This window comes from Halorubrum salipaludis, from assembly GCF_002286985.1.
Lineage (GTDB): Archaea > Halobacteriota > Halobacteria > Halobacteriales > Haloferacaceae > Halorubrum > Halorubrum salipaludis.
In genome coordinates this window covers 1-25137 of record NZ_NSKC01000004.1, presented here as the reverse complement: position 1 = coordinate 25137, position 25137 = coordinate 1, and the positions used below count along the sequence as shown (strand labels likewise).

Genomic DNA, 25137 nt, shown 5'->3' with positions numbered 1-25137 from the left:
CGGATCGGCGGCTTCGCCGGCCGCGACGACCGCGACCGCGGCCGGCGCCGTCGACGGTCGATCCGCGACCGCCGACGACGCCGCCGTCCCCGCGAGGGGACACACTAACTACTGAAATCTGACATCGGATTTCACACGGCGATTGTACGGCCGATTTTGCTCCGTTAGCGGGTAGTCTATTTATTGTAAACTAGATTACAAGTTCGAAGGGTTTATGCGGGTTCACGGTCGAGTAGGAGGTACGATGACGAGCGACACTGACCCGGTGCTGGCAGAGGACCCGATCACGGGCGAAGAGATCGAGCTTCCGGCCGACGTCGAGGTCGGCGAGATCATCGACAGCCCGGTCACCGGGACCGAGCTGGAGGTCATCTCGCTGGACCCCGTCGTGCTCGAAGAGGCTCCCGAACTCGAGGAGGACTGGGGCGAGTAGATGGCGACGACCGCCACGACCGCGACACGCGAGTGGTCGACATGCAAATAGGGATCCTCTACTCGCGGATCCGGAAAGACGAGAAGCTGCTGCTCGGCGAGCTCCGCGACCGTGGCCACGAGGTCACGAAGATCGACGTCCGCAAGGAGCGGTTCGGACTGGAGTCGACCACGGCCGACGTCGACGACCTCGATTTAGTCGTCGACCGCTGTCTGTCGACGAGCCGGTCGCTGTACGCGACCAAGTTCCTCGACAGCTACGGCGTCCCCGTGATCAACGCCCCCGAGACGGGCGACGTCTGCGCCGACAAGGCGAAGAACTCGCTCGCGCTCGCGGAGGCCGACATCCCCACCCCGGCGACGGAGGTCGCGTTCACGAAGGAGACCGCGATGGAGGCCATCGAGGAGTTCGGCTACCCCTGCGTGCTCAAGCCCGTCGTCGGCTCGTGGGGCCGGCTGATGGCGAAGATCGACACGCGCAACGCCGCGGAGGCGATCTTAGAGCACAAGGAGACGCTGGGCCACTACGAGCACAAGGTGTTCTACGTCCAGGAGTTCGTCGACAAGCCCGGCCGCGACATCCGCGTGCTGGCGGTCGACGGCGAGCCGGTCGCCGCGATGACCCGCTCTTCGAACCACTGGCTCACGAACGCCGCGAAGGGCGGCGAGACGGAGTCGTTCGACCTCGACGACCGCGCGCTCGACCTCGTCGAGCGCGCCTCCGAGGCGGTCGGCGGCGGCATGCTCGGCGTCGACCTGATGGAGGTCGGCGGCACCGGGTCCGGCGAGTACACCGTCCACGAGGTGAACCACACGGTCGAGTTCAAGGCGCTCGACTCAGCCACCGACGTCGACGTGCCCGCGAAGGTCGTCGACTGGCTGGAGGCGAAGGCGGCCGCGGCGGCTGCTGACGACGCCACGGAGGCGACGGCATGAGCGCAGACGACGCGACCGACTCGGCGGCTGACGTGAACGCCGGCGAGACGTACACCGCCAGCGTCGTTGGCGGCACCGGCTTCACCGGCGGCGAGCTGCTGCGGATCCTCTCGGGGCATCCCGACTTCGAGGTCGTGCAGGCCACGTCGCGGTCGGCCGACAACATGACCGTCGGTCGGTCGCACCCGAACCTGCGCGGGCTCGACTTGCGCTTCTCGGACCCCGACGACTTGGAATCCGTCGACGTGCTGTTCTCGGCGACCCCCCACGGCGTCTCGATGGGGCGGATCGACGAGTACTTCGAGGCGGCCGACACGGTCGTCGACCTCTCGGCCGACTTCCGCCTGCCCGAGGCGGCGCTGTACGACGAGTGGTACGACGGCCACGAGTCGCCCGAGTACTTAGAGCGCGCGGAGTACGCGCTCCCCGAACTCAACCGCGAGAACCTGCCCGGCGCCGACCTGATCGCCGGCGGCGGCTGCAACGCGACCGCGACGATACTCGGGCTGAAGCCCCTCGTCGACGCGGGCGCGCTCGGCCCCGACGCCGGCGAGGTCGTCGTCGACGTGAAGGTGGGCTCCTCGGAGGGCGGCGCCGGCGGCGGCGCGGCCTCCTCGCACCCGGAGCGGTCGGGCGTCGTGCGCCCCTACGCGCCCACGAGCCACCGCCACGAGGCGGAGATCGGCGCGTACCTCGGCCTCGACGTGTCCTTCACCGTCCACGCGGTCGAGATGGTGCGCGGCGCGAGCGCGACCTGTCACGTCTTCCCCGACGAGCCCGTCTCGAAGGCGGACCTGTGGCAGGCGTACCGCGGCGCCTACGCCGACGAGCCGTTCATGCGGATCGTCTCCGGCGGGGGCGGCGTCTACCGCTACCCCGAGCCGAAGGCGGTCGCCGGCACCAACCACGGCGAGGTCGGCTTCGAGCTCGACCCCGGCAACCGGCGCATCGTCGTCTTCTCGGCGATAGACAACATGATGAAGGGATCGGCCGGACAGGCGGTCCACGCGGCGAACGTCGCGCTCGGACTGCCCGAAGACGCCGGTCTGGAGTTCCAGGGGCTCCACCCCGTGGGATCGCCGTGACGGGGTTCGACACCGGCGGCGACGGCGCCGCGGCGGCCGCGGCGGACGCCGCGACGGACCCCGCGGACGAGCCGCCCATCGTCGTCAAGATCGGCGGCGCGAAGGCGGTCGACCCGGCCGGCGCGGTCGGCGACGTGGCCCACCTCGCCGCCAACGGGCGGCGGGTCGTCGTCGTCCACGGCGGCTCCACCGTCGTCGACGAGACCATCGAGCGGCTCGGCATGGAGCCCGAGTACGTCGAGTCCGCCTCCGGCGTCACGGGTCGGTTCACCGACGCGGAGACGATGGAGGCGTTCACGATGGCGATGGCCGGCAAGCTCAACACCGAGTTGACGGCGCTGTTCCGCGAGGCCGGCGTCGACGCGGTCGGCCTCTCCGGCGTCGACGGCGGGCTCCTCTCGGGGCCCCGCAAGTCCGCGGTCCGGGTGATCGAGGGCGGCAAGAAGAAGATCCGCCGCGGCGAGCACTCGGGGCGGATCGAGTCGGTCAACGCCGACCTCCTCTCCGGCCTCCTCGCCGACGGCTACACCCCCGTCGTCTCGCCCCCCATGGAAGGCAGAGAGGGCGACGGCGGCGTCACGCCCGTCAACACCGACGCTGACCGTGCGGCCGCCGCGGTCGCCGGTGCGCTCGGTGCCGACCTCGTCCTCCTGACCGACGTGGCCGGCGTGTACGCGGACCCGGACGACCCCGACACGCTGATCGAGTCGGCGGCGACGCCCGACGAGCTCGACGCGGTCGAGGACGCCGCCGAGGGGTTCATGGGCAAGAAGGTGATGGCCGCGAAGGAGGCGCTCTCGGGCGGATCCGGGCGCGTGATCGTGGCGGACGCCAACGTCCGCGACCCGATCGTCGCCGCGCTCGGCGGCGCGGGGACGGCGATCGAGCGGTCGGTGCTCGGCGACGCGGACGGTGACGATGCGGAACAGGCCGAAACGGAGGGCGAGACCGCATGAGTGGCTTCGTCTTCTCCGAGAAGCCGATCGAGATCGCCTCCGGCGACGGCGTCCACCTCACCGACACGAACGGGACCGAGTACCTCGACTTCGGCGCGAGCTACGCCTGCACGCCGGTCGGCCACTGTCACCCCGAGGTCGTCGACGCCGCGACGAGCCAGCTGGAGGAGCTCATGTACGTGCAGGCGTCCTACCCGAACGCGGCGCGGACGGGGCTGTACGAGCAGCTCTCCGCGGCCGGCCCGGGCGACGTGGACAACGTCTGGCTCTGTAACTCCGGCACGGAGGCCAACGAGGCCGCCCTGAAGTTCGCGCGCCACGCGACCGGTCGCGAGAAGATCGTCGCGACGACGCAGGGGTTCCACGGCCGGACGATGGGCGCGCTCGCCGCCACTTGGAAGCAGAAGTACAAGCAGGGGTTCGAGCCGCTCGCCGGCGGCGTCGAGTTCGTCGACTACGGCGACGCCGAGGCGATGCGCGAGGCGGTCGACGACGAGACCGCCGCGGTAATCTTAGAGCCCCTGCAGGGCGAGGGCGGGATCAACCCCGCCGCCACCGCGTACCTCGAAGCGGTCCGCGAGGCGACCGAGGAGGCGGGGGCCGCGATGGTCTTAGACGAGATACAGACCGGGCTCGGCCGCACCGGAACGCTCTGGGCGGCCGAGCGCCACGGCGTGGTGCCCGACGTGCTCACGACCGCGAAGGGGCTCGCGAGCGGGCTCCCGATCGGCGCGACGCTGTGTCGCGACTGGATCGCCGACGACGCCGGCAACCACGGCTCGACGTTCTCCGGCGGGCCCGTCGTCTCCGCGGCCGCCGGGGCCACCCTCGACGTGATCGAGCGCGAGAACCTCCCGGCACACGCCGCCGAGACGGGCGCGTACCTCCGCGGACAGATCGAGGAACGCCTCGGCGACGACGTCCGCGAGGTGCGCGGCGACGGCCTGATGATCGGCATCGAGGTGAAGCGTGGTTCGAACCGCCTGCTCCGCGACCTGGCGATCGAACACCAGGTGCTCGCGCTGCCGGCTGGCCGGACCGTGTTGCGCCTGCTCCCGCCGCTGACGATCGAGCGCGAGCACGCCGACGCCGTGGTCGATGCGCTCGCGGAGGTGATCGGGTGATGTCGACCGGGAAGGAGCGGGAATCGGAGGACGCGGCGACCGAGTCCACCGCCGCCGACTCCTCGTCGGCCGGGACCGACGTGGTCGCGGGCGGCGGCTACCCCGAGGCCTGCGACACGCCGGCCCGGAAGCTGCTGTACGACATGGTCTCCATCCCCTCGCCCTCGGGCGAGGAGGAGCAGGCGGCGAAGCGCCTCGTCGACTTCTTCGAGGCGAACGGGCGGGAGGCGTGGATCGACGAGGTCGGCAACGTCCGCGCGCCCGCCAGCGACGCCGTCCTGTTGACCTCGCACGTCGACACCGTCCCGGGCGACATCCCGGTCGAGGTGAAGCCGGCCGCCGAGGACGACGAGGTCGGCGAACCGGGCGAGCCCGTGCTCTGGGGGCGCGGGACCGTGGACGCCACGGGTCCCCTCGTCGCGATGGCGGTCGCGGCGGTGAAGACGGGCGTCTCGTTCGTCGGCGTCGCCGGCGAGGAGACGAACTCGCGGGGGGCCCGCCACCTCGTCGAAGACCGCGACGCGCCCGAGGCCGTGGTGAACGGCGAGCCCTCCGGCTGGGACGGCGTCACCCTCGGCTACCGCGGGTTCCTCGCGGGGACGTACGTGAACACGAGCGAGTCCGGCCACACCTCGCGGCCCGAGCCGAACGCGATCCAGCACGCGATCGACTGGTGGCACGGCGTCGAGGAGACGTTCGAGCCCGCCGACGCGGACACGCCCGTCTTCGAGCAGGTGACGACGAAGCCCGTCTCGGTCGACGGCGGGCTCACCGACGACGGGCTCGCGGTCGAGGCGACGATGGACGTGCAGCTGCGCGTCCCCCCGAACCGGACGGTCGACGAGATCCACGAGCTGGCGGAGACGGAGCTGTCGACCGGCTCGGTCCACTGGAAGGAGCCGATCCCGCCGGTGATGGAGAGCCCGCGGACGGAGCTGGCGCGGGCGTTCCGCGTCGCGATCCGCGGCGCCGGCGGCGACGTGCGCCTGCTGCGCAAGACCGGGACGAGCGACATGAACCTGTTCGCGGCCGCGTGGGACTGCCCGATGGTCACCTACGGCCCCGGGAACTCGGACCTCGACCACGCGCCCGACGAGCGGCTCCCCCTCTCCGAGCTGGACCGCGCGACGGCGGTGTTGAGCGACGTCTGCCGGGACCGACCGTAGGCGTCACGGCACCGGCCGTGACGCCGCCTCCTTTTGAACCGGCGTAACGACGCACGAGCACTCCGACACCACCACCGATCCGATCACCCACGACCCACCCATGCCACTCGCCACCGACGACTTCCTCGATATCGACGACGTGACGCCGGCCGAACTGGACGCCCTGCTCGACCGCGCCGCCGCGATGAAGGCGGGCGAGACCGACCCCCGACTCCCGGACGCGACGCTCGGGATGATCTTCGAGAAGCCCTCGACGCGCACCCGCGTCTCCTTCGAGACGGGGATGACCCGGCTGGGCGGCCACGCGATGTTCCTCGGCCCCGACGACATCCAGCTCGGCCACGGCGAGCCGCTGCGGGACACCGCGCGCGTACTCGGGCGCTACGTCGACGGCGTGATGGCGCGGCTGTTCGACCACGAGGACGTCGAGACCCTCGCCGAGCACGCCGACTGCCCCGTGATCAACGGGCTCACCGACGAGGCGCACCCCTGCCAGACGCTCGCCGACCTCCTCACGATCCGCGAGACGGTCGGCGAGGACGCCACGGTCGCGTGGGTCGGCGACGGCAACAACGTCGGGCAGTCGTTCGTGGTCGGCGCCGCGATGGCCGGGATCGACGTCGCGGTCGCCACCCCCGCGGAGTACGGGATGAACCCCGCCGTCTTCGACCGCGCCGCGGCGTTCGGCGCGGACGTGGAGCCGACCACCGACCCCGAGGTCGCGGTCGACGGCGCCGACATCGTCTACACCGACGTGTGGATCTCGATGGGACAGGAGGACGAGCGCGCGGAAAAGCTCGCCGCCTTCGAGGGGTTCCAGGTGAATCAGGAGCTGCTCGCCGGCACCGACGCGAAGGTGATGCACTGCCTGCCCGCGCACCGCGGCGAGGAGATCACGAACGACGTGTTGGAGTCGGACCGCGCGCTGGCCTGGGACCAGGCCGAAAACCGGATGCACGCGCAGAACGCGCTGCTCGTCGAGCTGCTCGGCGGGGAATAGGCGTCTGCCCCGGTTTTATACGGCTGCTCCGGCGTTCTCTCCCGTGACACTCCCGTTCATCGGATCGATCGCCTCGTTCGTCGTCGCGCTGCTCGTGGGCGGCCTCGCCATCTACCTCAGCGCGCGGGTCGTCGTCGACGTCGATGACTACGGCCACGCCCTGGTCACCGCGCTGCTCGGCGCGCTCGGCTGGGCGCTCACGTCGTGGGTCCCGCTCGTCGGCCCGCTCATCGCGCTGGTCGTGTGGGTCGGCGTCATCAACTGGCGCTACCCCGGCGGCTGGGTGAAGGCGGCGATCATCGGCGGCGGCGCGTGGGTCGCCGCGCTCGTCGTGCTCTTCGTCGTTAACTCCGTCTTCGGACTCGGCGTCGGCGCGTTCGGCGTCCCCGGCGTCTAGGTCGTCGAGATCGGTGAAGCGGAAGGCGACTCCGTAACCGAGCGGTTTCAAGGTGAAGACGCCGGAGGCGGCGTTCACTCTGCGGAGGCCGTCGCGTCGAGCCGATTGTTGATCGCCATCGGAACGACCGCCGCGACGAGAGCGAAGGCGCCTGCCGGAATCCCTGCCGGCGCACCCGTGTCTGCGAGCCAGAACGCCGCGACGGCCCCGACGATGACACAGCCGAACACGATCTCGTTCTCGCGAGAGACCATACCACCCGATCGGTGCCACTTGTCGATATTCTTTCTGGATGTCAATACGATGAGGCGGGAGAACAGCACGGAGTGTCGTTGCCGGCCCCCGGTCGCTGTCGACCGAGTCGCTCGCCGAGACGTCGCCTGAACGAGAGCGCTTCGACGAAGGAACCGGGGGATCGCCGCGTCCCGCCTAGTTCCCGGTCCAGCGCAGCACCGCCAGCGTCCCTTCGTACAGGACGATCATGGTGAGCGTCACGATGATCGGCGCCATCCCGGTCGGGTCGGGGCTGAACAAAAAGGCGATCCCGAGGAACGACCCCCAGAAGATCAGCCGCTTCGCCTCCAGCCACTGCCGGGTGACGAGGTTCATCATGATCGCGAGCATGATGAAAAGGGGGATCTGGAAGACGATCGCCATGAACGCGAGCATGATGACGATCAGGTTGAACGTCTCCGCAAGCCCGAACGCGATCGTCGCGGCGTCGGAGGTGTAGGTGGTGAAATACGAGAAGATCGCGGGCAACACGAGGAAGTGCGCGAACGCGATCCCGATCCCGCCGAGGACGAGGCTGGTCGGAACCGCCGCGAGGTAGTAGCGTCGCTCGTTCTCGTACAGCCCCGGCCGCATGAACCGATAGGTCTGGTAGACGAACGCCGGGAGCCCGACGACGACGCCCGCGAGCCCGGCGACCTTCAGCCGCGTGAGCGGGAGTTCGAGGGGCCCGTACAGCCGCGGCCGGTTCTCCATCGGCGCCGGGATGTGGTAGCTCCAGAAGTAGTTGATGAGCTCCGTCGACTCGGTGACGACGACCAGCGTCGCCAGCCCGCCGAAGACGAAGACGACCGCGAGCCGCCGCATCATCTCCTCGATGTGGGCCGCGAGCGGCATCTCCTCGTCCGTCTCGGGCGCCTCTAACCCCGCGAACTCCTCGTCGCCGCCGGTCGCCCCCTCGGCAACGCCGCCGTCCTCGACGGTCGGCGCGTCAGTGGTATCGTCGTCGGACGAAGCGCCCGAGAGGTCCGGCTTCTCGCTGTCGTCGAGGTACTTCGCGCTCCCCGGCTCGTGCGCGTCGAAAGTGTCGTTCTCGGCGTCGTCCTCGGTTTCGTCTTCGCCGCCGTCCTCGGTTTCGTCGTTCTCGGCGTCTGCGTCCGCGCCGGTCTCGCCCGCGGCCTCCTCGTTATCTTCGCCCGCGCCGACCTCGGGCGTGACCTCGGACGACACCTCGGGCTCCACGGACGCCGACTCGTCGGCGTCGCGGTCATCGCCGTCGGACCCGTCGTCGTGGGTATCATCGGCCGTCTCGGCCGATTCGGGCGATTCAGCACCGCCGGCGTCGGCGCTGTCGACCGAGCCGTCCTCGGGGGCCGAGGAGTCGTCGCGCGACCGGTCCGAATCGTCCATTCACTTCTTCTAGGCAACCGGGTGACTATAGGCCTTTTCGGATAGCGGCGAGCGTCCACCCGGGCGGCGGACGCGAGCGCGGTCGAAAAGGTTGATAACGGCGACGGACTTCCGGTCCCGTATGGCGAGTGCCCTCGACGAGGATACCCAGCAGTCGCTCGCGGAGGGACGCGAGTCTGCGAAGGCCTTCCTCCGGTCGGTTCAGAAAGACCTCCAGAAGGTGTTCGTCGTCTTCCTGCTGGGATTCCTCGCGACGTTCTGGGCGCTCCGCGTGTACGTCTGGGACTTCCTCTTTGCCGTCACGCAGGCGAACATGTCCCCCGAGGTCGCCGCGGCCTCCGACGTGATCGCGACGACCCCGTTCGAGGTGATCCTCCTGCAGGCGAAGATCGGGCTGATCGTGGGCGTGATCTTCGCGATTCCGCCCTTCATCTACGTCGCTCGCGACGAGCTCCGCGCCCGCGGGGCGTGGCCGCAGTCGCCGGTCCCGCGCTGGAAGCTCGCCGGGATCGCGCTCCTCGGGTTCGGGCTGTTCGGGGTCGGCGTCGCCTACGGGATCTACGCGTTCTTCCCGATCATGTTCTCCTTCCTCGCCGGCTTCGGGCTGGAGGCCGGACTCCAGCCCACCTACGGGATCGTGATGTGGACGGAGTTCATCGTCTTCCTCTCGCTCTCCTTCGGCCTCGCCGGCCAGATGCCGCTTCTGATCACCGGGCTCTCTTACTCCGGGATCGTTCAGTACGAGACGTTCCGCGACAAGTGGCGCTACGCGGTCGTCGCAATCTTCGTCTTCGGCGCCCTCTTCTCGCCGCCGGACCCGTTCACGCAGCTGATGTGGGCGTTCCCGCTGATCGCCTTATACGGCTTCAGCCTCTACCTCGCGAAGCTCGTCGTCACGGCCAAGCGGAGCTCCGACCGCATCGACGTGCTCGGCGCCGCGCGGAACCACTGGAACGTCGTGGGCGGGGCGGCCGTCCTCGGCGGCGGGATCGTGTACGCCTTCTACGAGTACGGCGGGCGCAGCGCCGTCAACGACCTCCTCCGGCTCGTCGGCAGCGACTGGCGCTTCCTCGAACCGGGCGCCGGGCTCGGCACCGACCCCGCGACGGCGGCCGGGATCTACGCCGTGGCGTGGGCGATCGCGTTTGTCGCGGTCGCGACGCTGTGGGCCGTCTACGCCGACCTCGACACGACGAGCGCGGGGTACCAGTACGGCGACCCCGCCGCCATCGACGTGAGCGAACTCGACGCGGCCGGCGTGCGCGCCGCCCCCGACGACGCCTTCGCGGAGATGGACGAGGAGGAGTCGCTCGCGCTCGCGCAGGCCGCGATCGACGACGACGAGCCCGAGAAGGCCCAGGCGATCCTCGACCGGTTCGACGCGGTACACGACGGTGACGGCGACGGCGGCGAGGCCGACCCCGACGCCGACGCGACCGGGTCCGGAGGCGGCGGCGCGGGCGGTGCCGGCGGCGACGGCCTGATGGGGACCGTCCAGGACCGGACCTCTCGGGCCAGTTCCACGTTCCTCTCCGAGCTCACCGACGGCGACGAGGACGAGGCCGAAGACGACATCGGCGGCTACTACAAAGACCTCAAGTTCATCTTCGACTCGCTGCGCTCGCGGTCGTTCCGGCTGGTCGCCGTCTTTGGCGGCGTGATGGCGGCCGCGTTCACGTGGCTCTACCTCGGCGGGCTCGCGACGGTGCGAAACGACTTGGAGTCCCGCGTCCCGGCCGAGATCGAGGGCGGGATCAACATCATCACACTCCACCCGGTGGAGGCGCTGATCTTCATGGTGAAGTTCTCGGTGCTGCTCGGGATCGTCGCCGTGTTCCCGGTCGCGCTCTACTACGCGTGGCCCGCCCTCCGCGAGCGCGGCTTCGTCGCCGGACGGATCTGGACGGTGTACCTCTGGACCGGAGCGCTGTTCGCCGGGCTGATCGGCGGCTTCGCGATCGGGTACTCCTACATCGCCCCCGGGATCATCGGCTGGCTCGTCACCGACGCCAAGCTGGCGAACATGATCATCACCTACCAGGTGAGCGACTTCCTCTGGCTCGTCATCTACACCACCGTCGGGATCGGCTTCCTCGCGGACATCCCGATCGCGATGCTCCTGTTGAACAACGCCGGGATCCCGTACCGGGTCTTCCGGAATCGCTGGCGCGAGGTCACCGTCGGGATCCTGCTGTTCGCGGCGGTGTTCACCCCCGCGGACGTGATCACGATGATCCTCGCGACGCTCCCGCTGATGGCGGCGTACGGCGTCGGCGTCGGGGTCCTGTTCCTCGTCACGTTCGGCGGCCGGCGGAACCTCTCGCCGCCCTCGGAGCTCGTCGGGCGCTGACGGGCGCTCGGGCTCCGATCCGGTCCACTTCCCTTCTCACCGCGCCGAAGACCGCCGTCCCGTCAGCCCCGCAGACCGCCGAGACCGACGGGTATTCCCGCGCGCGCACGCAACGGGGGCACAAGATGAGCAAGGACTACATCGAGGTCCGCGGCGCCGAGGAGCACAACCTCAAGGACCTCGACGTCCGGATCCCGCGCGAGGAGTTCACCGTCGTCACCGGGCTCTCCGGGTCGGGGAAGTCGTCGCTCGCGTTCGACACCGTCTACGCCGAGGGGCAGCGCCGCTACATCGAGTCGCTGTCGGCGTACGCCCGCAACTTCCTCGGGCAGATGGACAAACCGCAGGTGGAGTCGGTCGAGGGGCTCTCCCCCGCGATCTCGATCGACCAGAAGAACGCCGCGAACAACCCCCGCTCGACCGTGGGGACCGTCACCGAACTGCACGACTACCTCCGACTGTTGTACGCCCGGATCGGCACCCAGTACGACCCCGTCACCGGCGAGGAGGTCGGCGAGCAGTCCGCACAGGACATGGTGAACCAGATCCTCGACCTCCCCGAGGGGACCCGCGCGAAGGTGGCCGCGCCGGTCGTCCGCGACCAGAAGGGGGCCTTCGAGGAGCTGTTCGAGGAGCTTGTCGCCGACGGGTACGCCCGGGTCGAGGTCGACGGCGAGCCGGTCGACCTGACCTTGGACGACCCGGAGCTCGACGAGAACTATGACCACACGATCGACGTGATCGTCGACCGCGTGACGGTCTCGCCCGACGCGCGCTCGCGGATCACGGACTCCGTGGAGACCGCCCTGGAGGAGGCCGACGGCGCCCTCAAGCTGATCGTCCCCGACCCGCCCGAGGACGTTCCCTTCGCCTCGAACGCGCGCTCGACCGGGTCGCTGGCCGCGGACGCCGAGGGCGACGACCGGCTCGTCGTCGAGTTCTCCGAGGAGCTCGGCAACCCCAACTCCGACGTGCAGTTCTCCGCGATCGAGACGCGCTCGTTCTCCTTCAACAGCCCCTACGGCGCCTGTCCCGAGTGCGAGGGGATCGGCTCGACGAAGGAGGTCGACGAGGGCCTCGTGATCGAGGACCCCTCGAAACCCCTCAAGAACGTCTTCGAGCCGTGGAGCTACGACCGCACCTACTACTCCCGCCAGCTCGACAACGTCGCGGACCACTTCGGGGTCTCGCTGGACACGCCCTTCGAGGAGCTCGACGAGTCGATCCGGCGCCAGTTCCTCTACGGCACCGACGACCTGGTCCACTTCGAGTGGACGACGAAGAACGGCACCCGCGAGAAGACCGAGCGCTTCGAGGGGGTCATCCCGAACTTAGAGCGCCGTCACGTCGAGACCGACTCCGAGCGCGCCCGCGACCACATCGAGGAGTACATGGCCGTGACGACGTGCCCGGAGTGTGAGGGCACCCGCCTGAAAGAGCAGTCGCGGCACGTGCTCGTCGCCGGCACCGCGATCACAGAGGTCAACGAGATGTCGATCGCGGAGGCGCGCGAGCACTTCGAGGGGATGGAGGCCGAACTGAACGAGCGCGACACGACGATCGCCGAGGAGATCTTAAAGGAGATCCGCGCGCGGCTCGGCTTCATGGAGGAGGTCGGTTTGGAGTACCTCACGCTCGACCGGGAGGCGTCGACCCTCTCCGGCGGCGAGAGCCAGCGCATCCGGCTCGCGACGCAGGTCGGGTCGGGGCTCGTCGGCGTGCTGTACGTGTTGGACGAGCCCTCCATCGGGCTCCACCAGCGCGACAACGACCGCCTGCTGAACACCCTGGCGGGGCTCCGCGACCTCGGCAACACCCTCGTCGTCGTCGAGCACGACGAGGAGACGATGCGCCGCGCCGACGAGATCATCGACATGGGCCCCGGCCCCGGCAAGCGCGGCGGCGAAGTGGTCGCGCAGGGCGACTTCGACGACGTGATCGACGCCGACGAGTCGATCACGGGCGACTACCTCGCGGGCCGCAAGGAGATCCCGGTGCCCGACGAGCGCCGCGAGCCGGACGGGGAGCTGACCGTGCGCGGCGCCCGCCAGCACAACCTCAAGGACCTCGACGTGTCGATTCCGCTCGGCACGCTGACGACCGTCACCGGCGTCTCCGGCTCCGGGAAGTCGACGCTCGTCAACGACATCCTGTACAAGGGGCTCGCCCGCGAGATGAACGACAACACCTCGGTCGACCCCGGGGCACACGACGCGATCGACGGGGTGGACGAGATCGAGACGGTGCGGCTCATCGACCAGTCGCCGATCGGGCGGACGCCGCGCTCGAACCCCGCCACGTACACCGACGTGTTCGACTACGTCCGGGAGCTGTTCGCGGAGACCAAGCTCGCGAAGCGCCGCGGCTACGAGAAGGGTCGCTTCTCCTTCAACGTGAAGGGCGGGCGCTGCGAGGAGTGCGGCGGCCAGGGGACCGTGAAGATCGAGATGAACTTCCTCTCGGACGTGTACGTCCCCTGCGAGGAGTGCGGCGGCGCGCGCTACAACGACGAGACGCTCGACGTGGAGTACAAGGGCGCGACCATCTCCGACGTGCTCGACATGAGCGTCGACGAGGCGTACGACTTCTTCGAGAGCCACCAGGGGCTCCAGCGCCGCCTGAAGCTGCTGAAGGACGTGGGGCTCGGCTACATGGAGCTGGGCCAGCCCTCCACCACGCTCTCCGGCGGCGAGGCGCAGCGCGTGAAGCTCGCCGAGGAGCTGGGCAAGAAGGCGACCGGCGACACCCTCTACCTGCTCGACGAGCCGACGACGGGGCTCCACAAGGCGGACGAGCGCAAGCTGATCGACGTGCTCCACCGGCTCGTCGACGCCGGCAACACGGTGGTCGTCATCGAACACGAGCTCGACCTCGTCAAGAACGCCGACCGCGTGATCGATCTGGGTCCCGAGGGCGGCGACGGCGGCGGCGAGCTGGTCGCGAGCGGGACGCCGGAAGCGGTCGCCCGCGAGGAGGACTCGCACACCGGGCGGTACCTGCGGGACCTGCTTCCGGACGTCGACCTCGAAGGCCCCCGCGACGACCGTCGGAAGCCGGCTGTGGCCGACGACGACTGAGCCCGGCGCTCGGCGGCGACCGCGAGACGCGCGATGCCGCCGTCCGGCACCGTTTAGTGCGACTCTCGTGACGGCCGCGTATGAGCAGCCAGACGACCGACGTACAGGAGGCGATCGCGATGTCGCCGGAGCCGGCGGCGGAGTTCGCGTCGCTGCCGCGACGCGAGCGACGGGACGTCTTCTTCGCGCTCTCGGAGAGCGCGCGCGAGGCGGTCGCGACCGGCATGACCCCGGAACAGCTGGAGTCGTTCGTCGACCCGCTCGACCCGGACGAGATAACCGACGCGCTCGGCTACGTCGACGAGGAGACACGCGAGGCGGTCCTCACCAGCCTCGACAACAGTCGACGCGAGAAGGTCGACTTCCTGTTGTCGTTCGATCCCGAGAGCGCCGCCGGGGTGATGACGCTCGATTACGTCACCGTCGACGCCGGTCGGTCGTTCTCCGAGGTGACCGAGCGGGTGCGTCGCTTCGAGGAGCGGACCGGGAAGGTGCCGACGATATTCGTCACCGACGGCGACGAGCTGCTCGGCGAGCTCCCCGGTGCGGCGCTCTCCGTCGCCGACGCGGCGTCGGAGTCGATACCCGACCACGTCCGGGAGACGCCGTCGGTCAGGTACGACCGGGAGGACGAGGAGGTGCTGGAGGTGTTCCGGCAGAACAGCGAGCGGACCGTGGCCGTGCTCGACGAGGAGAACGACATCCTCGGCGTTATCCACGCCGAGGACCTGCTGCGGCTGATCGACGAGGCGGCGGGCGAGACGCTCTACGAGTTCACCGGCGTCGCCGAGGAGGAGAGCGTCCTCGACGGGCCGGTCGAGAAGGTCCGGCGGCGGTACAAGTGGCTCATCCTCAACCTCGGCACCGCGTTCATGGCCGCCGCGGTCGTCGGGCTGTTCGAGTCGACGATCGCGGCCGTCGCCATCCTCGCCGCCTACATGCCGGTCGTCGCCGGGATGGGCGGGAACGCCGGCACGCAGTCGATGGCGGTCACCGTCCGCGGCATCTCGCTCGGGCAGGTGTCGCTTTCGACCGGGAAGCGGGTCATCGCGAACGAGGCGATCGCCGGCGCGGTCAACGGGCTCATCACCGGCGCCCTGGTCGCGGTCATCGCGACCGCCTTCTCGTACGGTGAATTCGGAATCCTGCTCGGCGCCGTGATCGGCGTGTCGATGGTCGCGAACCTCGTCATCGCCGGCTTCTTCGGCGCGCTCACGCCGCTCGTCCTCGACAAGCTCGGGTACGACCCGGCGACCTCGGCGACGATCTTCATCACCACCGCGACCGACGTGCTCGGCTTCTTCGTCTTCCTCGGGCTGGCCGGGGCGGTGCTGCTGTAGGCCTCTGTCACCCGGCGGCCGGGCTCGTCTCGCGTTGTCCGCCGACGGCGGCGAGGGCGAGCGCGAGCAGGTCGAACAGGACCATGCCGACGATCCCGAATCCGAGCAGCGCGGCAACGCCGAGCGCCGCGACGGCGAGGGCGACGAGCGCGCGGGCGACGCGGGAGAGACCGGTGACCGACAGCGAGACCCGGTGGCCGACGACGAGCTGGACCGCGCCGAGGAGGACTGCGAGCGGGGTGACGGCCGGCATGGGAGCCGTTTCGCGGGACCGACACCTGAAGCTGGTGGTGGTCGCGCGCGGTCGCACGGCGGTCGTCGTCGGTGTGACCCACTCACCGCCTCAGAACTTCTCCAGGAGGTCCCCGTAGAAGTCGCCCCCGCGGTCGTCCGCGAGCTTCTCGACGATGAGCTCCGGGGTCGACCGCGCGAGGTGCCCCTTCTTCGGCGAGCGGTTCACCCGGAGCTCGCCGTCGACGAGCCCGGCCGCCTCGATCCCGTCGACGGCGACCTCGAAGTCGGCGGCGTCCCGGATCTCGCGGGCCAGGTGGGAGACGAAGACGGCGGTGGCGTCCTGCTCGTCGAGCGCCTCTAGGATGCCGGCGATGATCTTCGCGGAGGCGCCCGGCTCCGTGATCGACTCCAGCTCGTCGACGAGGACGAGCCGCCCGTCGGCGCCCTCGACGAGGTCGCCGAAGTCCCGGAGCGTCGCCTCGAACGCGCCGGCGTCGAGGGTCCCCTGCGATTTCGCGTAGTAGTGGACCTCCTCGAAGCGCTCGACGGTCGCCGACTCGGCGGGCACCGGCATCCCCATCTGGGCCAGCACGACGACGAGCGCCACCAGATCGAGGGTGGAGGTCTTCCCGCCGGAGTTGACCCCCGAGAGGAGCGTCGCGCCCGACACCGCGTAGTCGATCGGCTCCACGTCCGCGAAGTCGACGTCGAGGAGGGGGGAGCGCCCGCCCTCGATGCGGAACCCCTTCGCGTCGCCGGCGGCGGTCCCCTCCGGTCCGACGACCTCCGGCATGACGCAGTCGAAGTCGCGCGCGAACCGCGCGATCGCCAGCTCCACGTCGAGTTCGAGGGCGTCGCGCACGAGCGTCTCCACGGGCTCCCGCAGGTCGCCGAGGTCGCTCGCCAGTTCGGACTTGAGCCGGGCCGCCCGCCGGTCCCGCGCCGCCGAGAGCTCGGTCCGGAGCCGGGAGACCGCGCTCTCCTCGTGTTCGACCGGGAAGGAGGGGTCGCCGCCGAAGACGCGGTCCGCGAGCTCCGCCTCCCCGGGCTCCAAGCGGAGCGCGTCCGCGAGGTGCTCGCGGGCGCGCTCGATCGCCTCGTCGTACTCGTCGGCCAGCTCGCGGTCCAGGAGGGAGTCGACGCGGGCGCCCTGCTCGACCAAGGAGAGGAAGTCGGTCCCCTCGATCGTCACGTCGCGCTCGCGGATCGCCTCCCTGAGCCGGTCGTCCGCGACCGATTCGGCGGTCGACACCGCGGCGTCGAGGTCGTCGACGGCGGCCGTCAGCCGGTCCAGCTCCGCGTCGCCGACGACCGTCCCGTCGTCGTCGAGCCGCGCGAGCGCGTCGCGGAGGCGGTCGAGGTCGGCCGCTGGCGAGAGGTCCGCCGCCTCGTGGACCGCCGCGGCGGCCTCCAGCCGCTCGCGGTTCGCGGCGAAGAAGGCGAGCAGTCGCTCCGGAACCGTCTCTGCGGGGGTCTCTAAGGCGTCCGGGCGGACGTGCACGTCGCCCTCGACGTCGAGCCCGGCGAACGCCTCGTCTAAGACGATCACGGTCGCGTACGACCGCGCGAGCTCGGAGACGTCGCGTGCCTCCTCGACCGTCTCGACCGACAGCTCCGGAACCGCCGACTCGGCACGGGCGAGGGTCTCGGCGTCGGCCGTCGCGAGACAGCGGTCTCGCACCCGAACCGTCGGCGGGTCAGTCAGGGGTTCGACCCCGGCGAGCGCCTCCCGGACCGCGGGATCCGGCTCTTGCTCCGTCGCCGCCGCGGCGAACGACTGCGCCTCCTCGATCCGCGAAGCCGAGCCGCTCGGGTAGAACGTCTCCAGCCGCTTGGCGGCGTAGTCGGTGACGGTGCGCTCGCGCAGCAGGTCGATCGCCTCTCGATACACCTCGCGGGCGCGGTCGGTCGCCAGCACGCGCCCGTCATCGCCGTGTCGCCGGCGGATCGCGCCGCGCGCGATGCGGGCCGCGCGGGCCTCGTTGACGCCGGGCGCGCGGGCGATCGCGGCCACGTCGCCGGACTCGACTGTCGCGACCGGGTCGTCGAGCTCGCGCAGCGCCGCGGCCGTCTTCGCGCCGACGCCGGGGATCGCCTCCAACTCCATCTGTCCGCGGATATCGCGGCAACGCGCAAAAGGATAGGGGGTGTCGGCGCGCGCCTGCGCGGTCGCCGGCGGCTTGCCGCCGGCCGGGGCTTTGCGGGGTTCGCCGTCGATCCGCAGTCAGCCGGTTATCGCTCACCACGGAGGTCGAAAATCGCCCGCGCCCCACCCACTCGATCGCTTATAACCGGTTCTCGCGGCCGGGATCGACGTCGATCGCGTCGACCGGGCAGACGTCGACGCAGAGCATGCAGTCGATACACTGGTCCTCGTCGGCGGGGTTCGCCTTGCGCTCGGACTCCGGATGTCCCGGCGTGTCCACCCACTCGAAGACGTCGACCGGACAGTCCTCAAGACACGCGCCGTCGGCGAGGCAGATGTCGAAGTCGACGGCGACGTGGGTGCCGCGGATCCCCTGCTTCTCGGGCGGCTCGACGGGTCCCCAGACGGCGACGCCGTCCTCCTCGCCGACTTGCTCCCGGTTCTGTTCGAAGTTCGAGTCGATGGCCATCTTGCCCGTGATTCGGTGCTCGGGGGTTTAAACTCCGCGACGCGGTCCGGAAGACGGAGACCATTCAGCGCGACGACGACCCGACTCAGGGGTGCGCGTAGTACGCCAGCAGGTCCTCCTCGCCGTTGGGTCCGTCCGGCTCGTCGGTCGCCGCGGGACCGAACGCGTCGATCCGGGCGAAGCCGACGCGCACGAACTGGACGACCGTGTCGGGATCGATGTCGGCGAGCGCGGGCTCCGCGATCCCCCGCACGTCGCCGTCGACGGTGCGGAGGAGCGTGTCGAGCCCCTCCTCGACCGGCGCCCAGTGGATCACGTCCACGCCGCCCTCGCGGACCACGTCGATGTCGGCGTCGACGAAGACCAGCTCGTCGCCCTCGTACCGGACGCAGCCGTACCCCTTGAGCCAGACGCGCTCGCCCTCGCTCGGGAGGTCCGGGGACTCGATCGCGACCCGGCCGGCGGGCACCTCGCGGTCACCGCGGTCGGCGTGCTCGGGGTGGAGCGGCGGGTGGCCCGCCTCGGGCGCGGGCGCGTCGCCGTCGACGATCGGCAGCTCCACGGCGGGCGCGTCGTCGCGGTCGCGCACGAGGAAGTAGCGGTTCGCCCCGTCGTCGACCAGGTCGCGGTTGTTCGCGTAGACGGAGGACATCGCCAGGTCGACGTCCGAGGTGGACATCCCCAGTTCGGTCATCGAGTCGACGAGGGCCTGCCCCTGAATGCCGCGGCGGCGCATCGACCGAATGGTCGGCGCGCGCGGGTCGTCCCACCCGGTCAGCTCGCCGGTCTCGATCAGCTCCTTGATCGTCGAGGTGGAGAGCTTCACGTCGTACTCGTCGACCTGCACGTGGCCCCAGTGGAGCACCTCGGGGTACTCCCAGCCGAAGTAGTCGTAGACGAACCGCTGGCGCTTCGCGGAGTCCTGGAGGTCGATCCCGCGGATAATGTGCGTGACGCCCGTGAGGTGGTCGTCGACGCCCGACTGGAAGTCGAGCATGGGCCAGCACCGGTACTCCGCCGCCGCCTCGCGCGGGTGCGGCGTGTCGATCATCCGGAAGGCGACCCAGTCGCGCAGGGCGGGGTTCTTGTGTTCGATGTCGGTCCGGACGCGGAGGACCATCTCGCCGGCCGAGTACTCGCCGTCGATCATGGCGTCGAACTCCTCGCGGACCGTCTCGGCGTCCTTCTCGCGGTGCGGGCACGGCTCGCCGTCGTTCTTCAGCGCCGAGAACGCCTCGCCGGAACACGAGCAGGTGTACGCGCCGCCGGCGTCGATCAGCTCGCGGGCGTGGTCGTAGTAGGTCTCCAGCCGGTCGGAGGCGCGGAGCACCCGGTCCGGCTCGAAGCCGAGGTACTCGATGTCCCCTAAGATGGCGTCGTACGCGTCCAGATCGGGTCGTTTCGTCTCGGGGTCGGTGTCGTCGAACCGGCAGATGAACTCGCCGTCGTAGCGCTCCTTGTACGTCCCGATGACCGCGGGCATCCGCGCGTGGCCGACGTGCCACGGGCCGTTCGGGTTCGGCGCTGCGCGCATCACGACCTCGCCAGCCTCGGCGTTCGGGAGGTCGGGGAGGACGTGTTCGTCCGCCTCGTCGTCGGCCTCCAGCTCCGCGAGCTTGTCGGGCGCGAGCTCGCCGAGCCGCTCCCGGCGCTCCGCCTCGTCCATGCCGGCGACCCGGTTCACGATCGGCGCGACGACGCCGGGGATCTCGTCGCCGTGCGGTCGGAACTCGGGGTTCTCGCCCATCAGCGGGCCCATGATGGCGCCCACGTCCGGGTCGCTGCCGTGTTTGAGCGCGTTGAACAGCGCGGCGGCCTCGCCGGCCGCCGCGACGCGCTCGCGGAGTTCGTCGTCCATGCGTCCCGCTTGTCGGGGTCGGCTCAAAAGCGCCGCGGAACGGCGCCCGAAGGAGCGGCTCCCGCGAAACGGGGCCGTCGGGACCGCGGGTAGGGGTGTCGGAGACGTGGACCCGGATCGGCTTAAACAGTCGAGACCGTTCACGGCGGTAGCCCACCGTTACCGGCGTGAACGGTCGAGAGGCTTATCAGGACGCGACGACGTAGGTGTGCGGATCGATCGCAAGGTCGCGCTCGTCCGCCCTCAACTCCGCAGTCGCCCGACCGGCTCCGCCGGGTTGATATCGGGGCGAGCCGTGGGTGGCCCATGGACACGGGAGCGATCGAGGCCCGAGCGCGGACCGCGGGGGGATCGGCGTGGTAGGGCCCATGTCGGAGGCGGAGCGCGACGCCGGAAACCGGCGGATAAAGGCGGTTATCCTCCTCGTCGTGGCGGTGTCGCCGCCGCTCATCTCGCTCCAGTTCGACCCCTCCCCGATCGAACTGCTCGCCGCGCTCGGCGTCGGCGTCGCGTTGGGACTGGTCGTCGTGTGGTACCTCGGCCGGTTGGGGAGGGAGTTCACCGGCGGTTCGCGGCGGCCGGGCCGGCGGCGCTGAGGTCGGGGGAGCACCGAGAAATTTTCCTCCGTCAGTCCTGTTCGATCCGCGAGGCCGCCGATTCGGGCGCCGCCCGCTCGACGACCTCGCCCGCGCGGTCGCCGGCGATCGACCGCGACGACGACAGCGGGGAGATGCTCACCTCGCCCTCGACCGCCGCGAGCCGGTCGGAGCCGGGATCGTCGGCGACGTCGCCGCGGAGGAACTCCCGCCAGAAGCGGTCGCGGAGCTCCATCCCCATCTCCCCGCGCCGCTCGCTGAACTTCCAGTCGTCGGGGACGTTCTCGTCTTCCGGGGCCTCGTCGCCCGGCCGGAACTCGATCACGTCGAAGCCGCGCGCGGGTTCGGTCAACCGGTAGGTCGGATCCGCGGCCGCCTCGTCGTCGGCCGCGGGCACGTTGACGTTCAGCACGTCGGCGCCGAACGGGAGCGCGAGGGGAGAACCGTCGGCGTTCGCGTCGCCCCCGACCTCGGCGCGGGCGAGCAGGTCGGCGACGACCTCGCCGGCGACCGCGAAGTCGTCGTTGTCGAGCGTCGGCGGAACGGGGAGGTTGCCGCGGTCGTACAGCGACACCGCGATCGCCGGCGTGCCGAGGAACGACGCCTCCATCGCGGCCCCGACCGTCCCCGACTGGCCGAGGATGTGCGCGCCGATGTTCGGCCCGTGGTTACAGCCGGAGACGACGACGTCCGGGTCGAGCCCGAGCGCCACGTCCGCGACGGCGACGCAGTCCGCGGGCGTCCCCTCGACCGCGTAGCCGAGGTCGGTCTCGGCGTACTCAACCGTCGTGTCCCACCACGAGCGCGCGCCGCCGACGCCGGACTGGTTGCTCTCGGGCGCGACCACCGTCACGTCGTACTCGCGCGAGAGCGCGTCGGAAAGCGCCCGGAGCCCGACGGCGTCGATGCCGTCGTCGTTGGTGAGGAGGATCTCCGTCGTCATGGCCGTCACTGCGGGGGGACGGCGGAAAACGTCGCCGGTCGCGGGCGGAGAGAGTCGACGGGCGGGAGTGACGGATGAGCGAACGGGGCCGCGAACGTCGGCCGGGTGGTACTCTGGTGGTCAGCGGGAGGGCCCGGAGAGCGGGGCGGGTCGTGCGCGGGGCCGAAGCCGCCGTCAGTCGGCGGCGACGGACGGCGCCGAGCGCGCCAGCTCCAGCACCTCGTCGAAGAAGCCGAGCGAATCGTGCGGCCCGGGGTTCGCCTCGGGGTGGTACTGGCGGGTGATAACGTCGAGCTCCTCGCTGTCGAGCCCCTCGACGGTGTCGTCGTTGACGTTCACCTGCGTCACCTCGAGCGGGCCGGTGTCGTCGACGGTGTAGCCGTGGTTCTGCGTCGTCATCACGACCTTGTCGGTGCGGAGGTCCTTCACGGGCTGGTTGACGCCGCGGTGGCCGAACGCCATCTTCTCGGTCGAGCCGCCGAGCGCGCTCGTGATCACCTGCTGGCCGAGACAGATGCCGGCCAGCGGGAGGTCGCCCGCGAACTCGTCGACGACCGTCTGGGCGGCGACGAAGTTCTCCGGGTCGCCCGGGCCGTTCGAGACGAACAGCACGTCGGGGTCCACGTCGGCCACGTCCTCGGGGGTCGCGTCGTACGGGAGGACGTGGACGTCGGCGCCGCGCTCGGTGAGCGAGGAGATGATCGAGCCCTTCGCGCCGCAGTCGAGGAGCGCGACGGTGGCGTCTCCGCCGCCCTCGTGGACGGTCGGCTCGGTCACCGACACCTGCGCGCCGATGTCGACGTGGTCGCTCATCGGCTCGCACGCCTCCATCTCCGCGACCGCGTCCTCGGGGGTCGCGTCCGGGCCGGCGGCGATCCCGCAGGCCATCGCGCCCTCCTCGCGGACGGTCGTGACGATCTCGCGGGTGTCGACGTGGTCGACGGCGGGCACGTCCTCGCCGGCGAGCCACTCGGCGACGTCGTCGGTCAGCTCGCGGGCGATCGCCGCGTTCGGCCGGACCGAGTCGGACTCGAACCGTTCGCTTCGGACGCCGTAGTTCCCGATCAGGGGGTACGAGAAGGTGAGGATCTGTTCGGCGTAGGAGGGGTCGGTGAGCGACTCCTCGTAGCCGGTGTACGCGGTCGTGAACACCAGTTCGCCACGGGTGCGCCCCGGCGCACGAGCGCGCGCTTCGAGCACGCGTCCGTCGGCCAGCGCGATGTAGGCGTCCGACATTACGAGAAACGTACGCGCAAAGGGTAATAAATGCGTCGTTCGTAGATTCGTTACGATATTCGTAACGAGTAAGTCGACGGGGCGAAAGGGTCTGGTATGGACGACCTCGATCGCCGGATCCTCTCGATACTGCGACGGGACGCGCGGACCCCCTACACGGAGATTGCGGACCGGGTCGGCACGTCGGAGGGGACGGTCCGCAACCGCGTCGACCGCATGACCGAGGAGGGGATCATCGAGCGGTTCACCGTCACGACCCGCACCGGCAACGTGAAGGCGATGATCGAGATCTCGGTGGAGATGAACGTCGACACCGCCGCCGTCGGCGAGCGCATGGTCGACTGGGAGGAGGTGGACTTCGTCTGGCAGGTCTCCGGCGAGGACGACATCGTCCTCGTCGTCGACGCCGTCGACACGCGCGCGGTCAACGAGCTCATCTCGCAGGCGAGGGAGATGGACGAGGTCAAGTCGACGAAGACGCGGCTGATCCTCGACGAGCGGCTGGGGTAGACGAGCGGCGATTCCCTATAAATCGATCTGCGGCGGCGCGTGCCGGTGAGCGCCGCAACGCGGCGCGAACCGCACGCGCGAGGGAGTCGCGGCCGCTTAAAAGCGGCCGCGGCGAGGCTGGGGAGGCATGAGGTGCCGTGCAGCCCCGGACGGGTGTGGCTTTGGAGGCGCTCTCCGGCGATTTGTTGTCAACTATTCATAAGTGAGCAGCCGGAGCTTTGGAGGTGTTCGCCGCCGATCCGCGATCGGGGGTTGTCCATATACGGCGATGTCTCTCGCGCTCGAAAAAGAATGGAAAACGGCGTCGCGATGACCGCGCTTAGGCGAGCGTTTCGATGTCTCCGGCCGGCGGCCGGAGGCCAGAGAACCCGTCTACGACAGGTTCTCGATGTTTTCGACGACGGCGTCGGCGAACTCGCTGGTGGCGAGCTTTTCGCCGCCGTCGATCTGGCGGTGGAGGTCGTAGGTGACCTTCCCCGAGGAGATCGTCTCTTCGACGGCGTCACGCACCAGGTCGGCGGCGTCGTCCCAGCCGAGGTAGTCGAGCATTTCGCGGCCTGAGAGGATCATGGCGGTGGGGTTGACCTTGTCCTCGCCGGCGTACTTGGGCGCGGAGCCGTGGACGGGTTCGGCGAGACAGCGGCCGTGGCCGCGGTTGATCCCGGGCGCGATGCCGAGTCCGCCGATCTGGGCGCCGGCCGCGTCCGAGAAGTAGTCCCCGTTGAGGTTCATCGTCGCCACCACGTCGTACTCGCTCGTCCGCGTGAGCACCTGCTGGAGCATGTTGTCGGCGATGCGGTCTTTGACGACTACGGTGCCGTCGGGCTGCTCGCCGTCGTGTTCCTCCCACAGCTCGTCTTCGGTGAGGACGTCTTCGCCGTACTCCTCGTCGGCGAGCTCGTAGCCCCAGTCGCGGAAGGCGCCCTCGGTGAACTTCATGATGTTGCCCTTGTGGACGAGGGTGACGGAGTCACGGTCGTTGGCGAGCGCGTAGTCGATCGCTTCACGGATGAGGCGTTTCGAGCCGAACTCGGAGATGGGCTTGACGCCGATCCCGACGGGACCGTCGTGGATGATGTCGTCGATGCCCATGTCGTCTTCGACGAACTCGCGGACCTGTTCGACCTCGTCGGTGCCGGCCTCCCACTCGATGCCGGCGTACACGTCCTCGGTGTTCTCCCGGAACGTGACCATGTCCATCGCCTCGGGGTTTTTGACGGGTGACGGCACGCCGTCGAGGTGGTAGGTCGGCCGGACGTTCGCGTACATGTCGAGCGTCTTGCGCAGCGCGACGTTCAGCGAGCGGAAGCCCGCGCCCACGGGCGTGGTGAGCGGGCCCTTGATCGCGACGCGGTGGGTCCGGATCGCAGACACCGTGTCCTCGGGCAGGTTCTCGCCGTACTTGTCGCGGGCGCTCTCGCCCGCGTAGACGCGCATCCACGCGATCGACCGGCCCGTGGCCTCGGCGGCCGCGTCCAGTACCTTCTGGGCGGCCGGTCCCACGTCCGACCCGATCCCGTCGCCGTAAATGATCGGGATAATCGGGTTCTCCGGCACCGTCAGCTCTCCCGTCTCCTCGTCCGCCAGCTCGATCGCCTCGCCGTCCGCAGGGACGTCGACCTTCTCGTAGCTCATGAACGT

The 25137-nt window shown here is 70.0% G+C and carries 22 protein-coding genes; 13 read left to right on the top strand and 9 right to left on the bottom strand.

Annotation, left to right across the window (positions count from 1 at the left end; genetic code table 11):
- The first annotated feature begins 244 nt into the window (after positions 1 to 244).
- From lysW to CK500_RS08130, 8 genes are all read left to right on the top strand, one after another.
- On the top strand, positions 245 to 433 hold the full coding sequence (gene lysW, locus CK500_RS08165) for a lysine biosynthesis protein LysW (protein WP_008001778.1): 189 nt from the start codon (positions 245 to 247) through the stop codon (positions 431 to 433).
- Between the two features lie 41 nt (positions 434 to 474).
- Positions 475 to 1368 (top strand): lysine biosynthesis protein LysX, encoded by an 894-nt coding sequence (gene lysX, locus CK500_RS08160; RefSeq protein WP_095637057.1) that lies wholly within the window; start codon positions 475 to 477, stop codon positions 1366 to 1368.
- On the top strand, positions 1365 to 2453 hold the full coding sequence (gene argC, locus CK500_RS08155; protein WP_095636752.1) for an N-acetyl-gamma-glutamyl-phosphate reductase: 1089 nt from the start codon (positions 1365 to 1367) through the stop codon (positions 2451 to 2453). Before lysX ends, argC begins: the two co-directional genes overlap by 4 nt.
- A gap of 77 nt (positions 2454 to 2530) precedes the next feature.
- Complete coding sequence (locus CK500_RS08150) at positions 2531 to 3409, top strand: acetylglutamate/acetylaminoadipate kinase (RefSeq protein ID WP_095637056.1); 879 nt, start codon at positions 2531 to 2533, stop codon at positions 3407 to 3409.
- Positions 3406 to 4533, top strand: coding sequence for an aspartate aminotransferase family protein (locus CK500_RS08145; RefSeq protein WP_095636751.1), 1128 nt, complete (start codon positions 3406 to 3408; stop codon positions 4531 to 4533). The genes CK500_RS08150 and CK500_RS08145 overlap by 4 nt, the downstream gene beginning before the upstream one ends.
- On the top strand, positions 4533 to 5699 hold the full coding sequence (locus tag CK500_RS08140) for a [LysW]-lysine hydrolase (protein WP_198951532.1): 1167 nt from the start codon (positions 4533 to 4535) through the stop codon (positions 5697 to 5699). The genes CK500_RS08145 and CK500_RS08140 overlap by 1 nt, the downstream gene beginning before the upstream one ends.
- Positions 5700 to 5799: 100 nt before the next feature.
- Positions 5800 to 6699, top strand: coding sequence for an ornithine carbamoyltransferase (gene argF, locus CK500_RS08135; protein ID WP_095636750.1), 900 nt, complete (start codon positions 5800 to 5802; stop codon positions 6697 to 6699).
- 43 nt (positions 6700 to 6742) lie between these two features.
- Entirely contained in the window at positions 6743 to 7096 is a 354-nt protein-coding gene (locus tag CK500_RS08130) for a hypothetical protein (protein WP_095636749.1), read from the top strand.
- Between the two features lie 74 nt (positions 7097 to 7170).
- Here the strand turns inward: CK500_RS08130 and CK500_RS08125 are convergent, their stop codons facing one another.
- Complete coding sequence (locus tag CK500_RS08125; RefSeq protein WP_095636748.1) at positions 7171 to 7350, bottom strand: hypothetical protein; 180 nt, start codon at positions 7348 to 7350, stop codon at positions 7171 to 7173.
- A gap of 175 nt (positions 7351 to 7525) precedes the next feature.
- Entirely contained in the window at positions 7526 to 8737 is a 1212-nt protein-coding gene (locus CK500_RS08120; RefSeq protein WP_095636747.1) for a twin-arginine translocase subunit TatC, read from the bottom strand.
- A 121-nt stretch (positions 8738 to 8858) separates the two neighbouring features.
- Here CK500_RS08120 and tatC point away from each other — a divergent pair, with 121 nt between their 5' ends.
- From tatC to CK500_RS08105, 3 genes are all read left to right on the top strand, one after another.
- The gene (tatC, locus tag CK500_RS08115) at positions 8859 to 11087 is read left to right on the top strand and encodes a twin-arginine translocase subunit TatC (protein ID WP_095636746.1); all 2229 of its coding nucleotides are present in this window, start codon (positions 8859 to 8861) and stop codon (positions 11085 to 11087) included.
- A gap of 125 nt (positions 11088 to 11212) precedes the next feature.
- Complete coding sequence (gene uvrA / locus CK500_RS08110) at positions 11213 to 14164, top strand: excinuclease ABC subunit UvrA (protein WP_095636745.1); 2952 nt, start codon at positions 11213 to 11215, stop codon at positions 14162 to 14164.
- A gap of 80 nt (positions 14165 to 14244) precedes the next feature.
- Entirely contained in the window at positions 14245 to 15504 is a 1260-nt protein-coding gene (locus tag CK500_RS08105; RefSeq protein WP_095636744.1) for a magnesium transporter, read from the top strand.
- 7 nt (positions 15505 to 15511) lie between these two features.
- On the opposite strand, the gene CK500_RS08100 is transcribed toward CK500_RS08105, so the two are convergent.
- The 4 genes from CK500_RS08100 to CK500_RS08085 form a co-directional block, all read right to left on the bottom strand.
- A complete protein-coding gene (locus CK500_RS08100; RefSeq protein ID WP_095636743.1) occupies positions 15512 to 15757 on the bottom strand; it encodes a hypothetical protein in 246 nt (81 codons plus the stop codon).
- A 90-nt stretch (positions 15758 to 15847) separates the two neighbouring features.
- A complete protein-coding gene (locus CK500_RS08095) occupies positions 15848 to 17845 on the bottom strand; it encodes a MutS-related protein (RefSeq protein WP_095636742.1) in 1998 nt (665 codons plus the stop codon).
- Positions 17846 to 18023: 178 nt separating this feature from the next.
- Positions 18024 to 18353, bottom strand: a complete 330-nt coding sequence (locus CK500_RS08090) for a 4Fe-4S dicluster domain-containing protein (RefSeq protein ID WP_095636741.1) — start codon at positions 18351 to 18353, stop codon at positions 18024 to 18026.
- Between the two features lie 85 nt (positions 18354 to 18438).
- Positions 18439 to 20211, bottom strand: coding sequence for a glutamate--tRNA ligase (locus tag CK500_RS08085; protein WP_095636740.1), 1773 nt, complete (start codon positions 20209 to 20211; stop codon positions 18439 to 18441).
- A gap of 368 nt (positions 20212 to 20579) precedes the next feature.
- On the opposite strand from CK500_RS08085, the gene CK500_RS08080 reads away from it, so the two are divergent.
- Positions 20580 to 20807 carry a hypothetical protein gene (locus CK500_RS08080; protein WP_095636739.1) on the top strand — a complete coding sequence of 76 codons (228 nt, stop codon included), beginning with the start codon at positions 20580 to 20582 and terminating at the stop codon, positions 20805 to 20807.
- A 31-nt stretch (positions 20808 to 20838) separates the two neighbouring features.
- Here CK500_RS08080 and surE read toward each other — a convergent pair whose 3' ends face one another.
- Entirely contained in the window at positions 20839 to 21750 is a 912-nt protein-coding gene (surE, locus tag CK500_RS08075; protein ID WP_095636738.1) for a 5'/3'-nucleotidase SurE, read from the bottom strand.
- A gap of 174 nt (positions 21751 to 21924) precedes the next feature.
- On the bottom strand, positions 21925 to 22986 hold the full coding sequence (carA, locus tag CK500_RS08070; RefSeq protein WP_095636737.1) for a glutamine-hydrolyzing carbamoyl-phosphate synthase small subunit: 1062 nt from the start codon (positions 22984 to 22986) through the stop codon (positions 21925 to 21927).
- A 96-nt stretch (positions 22987 to 23082) separates the two neighbouring features.
- Between carA and CK500_RS08065 the strand changes: the two genes are divergently transcribed.
- A complete protein-coding gene (locus tag CK500_RS08065; RefSeq protein WP_050026908.1) occupies positions 23083 to 23496 on the top strand; it encodes an Lrp/AsnC family transcriptional regulator in 414 nt (137 codons plus the stop codon).
- Between the two features lie 372 nt (positions 23497 to 23868).
- On the opposite strand, the gene icd is transcribed toward CK500_RS08065, so the two are convergent.
- Positions 23869 to 25131 (bottom strand): isocitrate dehydrogenase (NADP(+)), encoded by a 1263-nt coding sequence (gene icd, locus CK500_RS08060; RefSeq protein ID WP_095637054.1) that lies wholly within the window; start codon positions 25129 to 25131, stop codon positions 23869 to 23871.
- Positions 25132 to 25137: the final 6 nt, after the last annotated feature.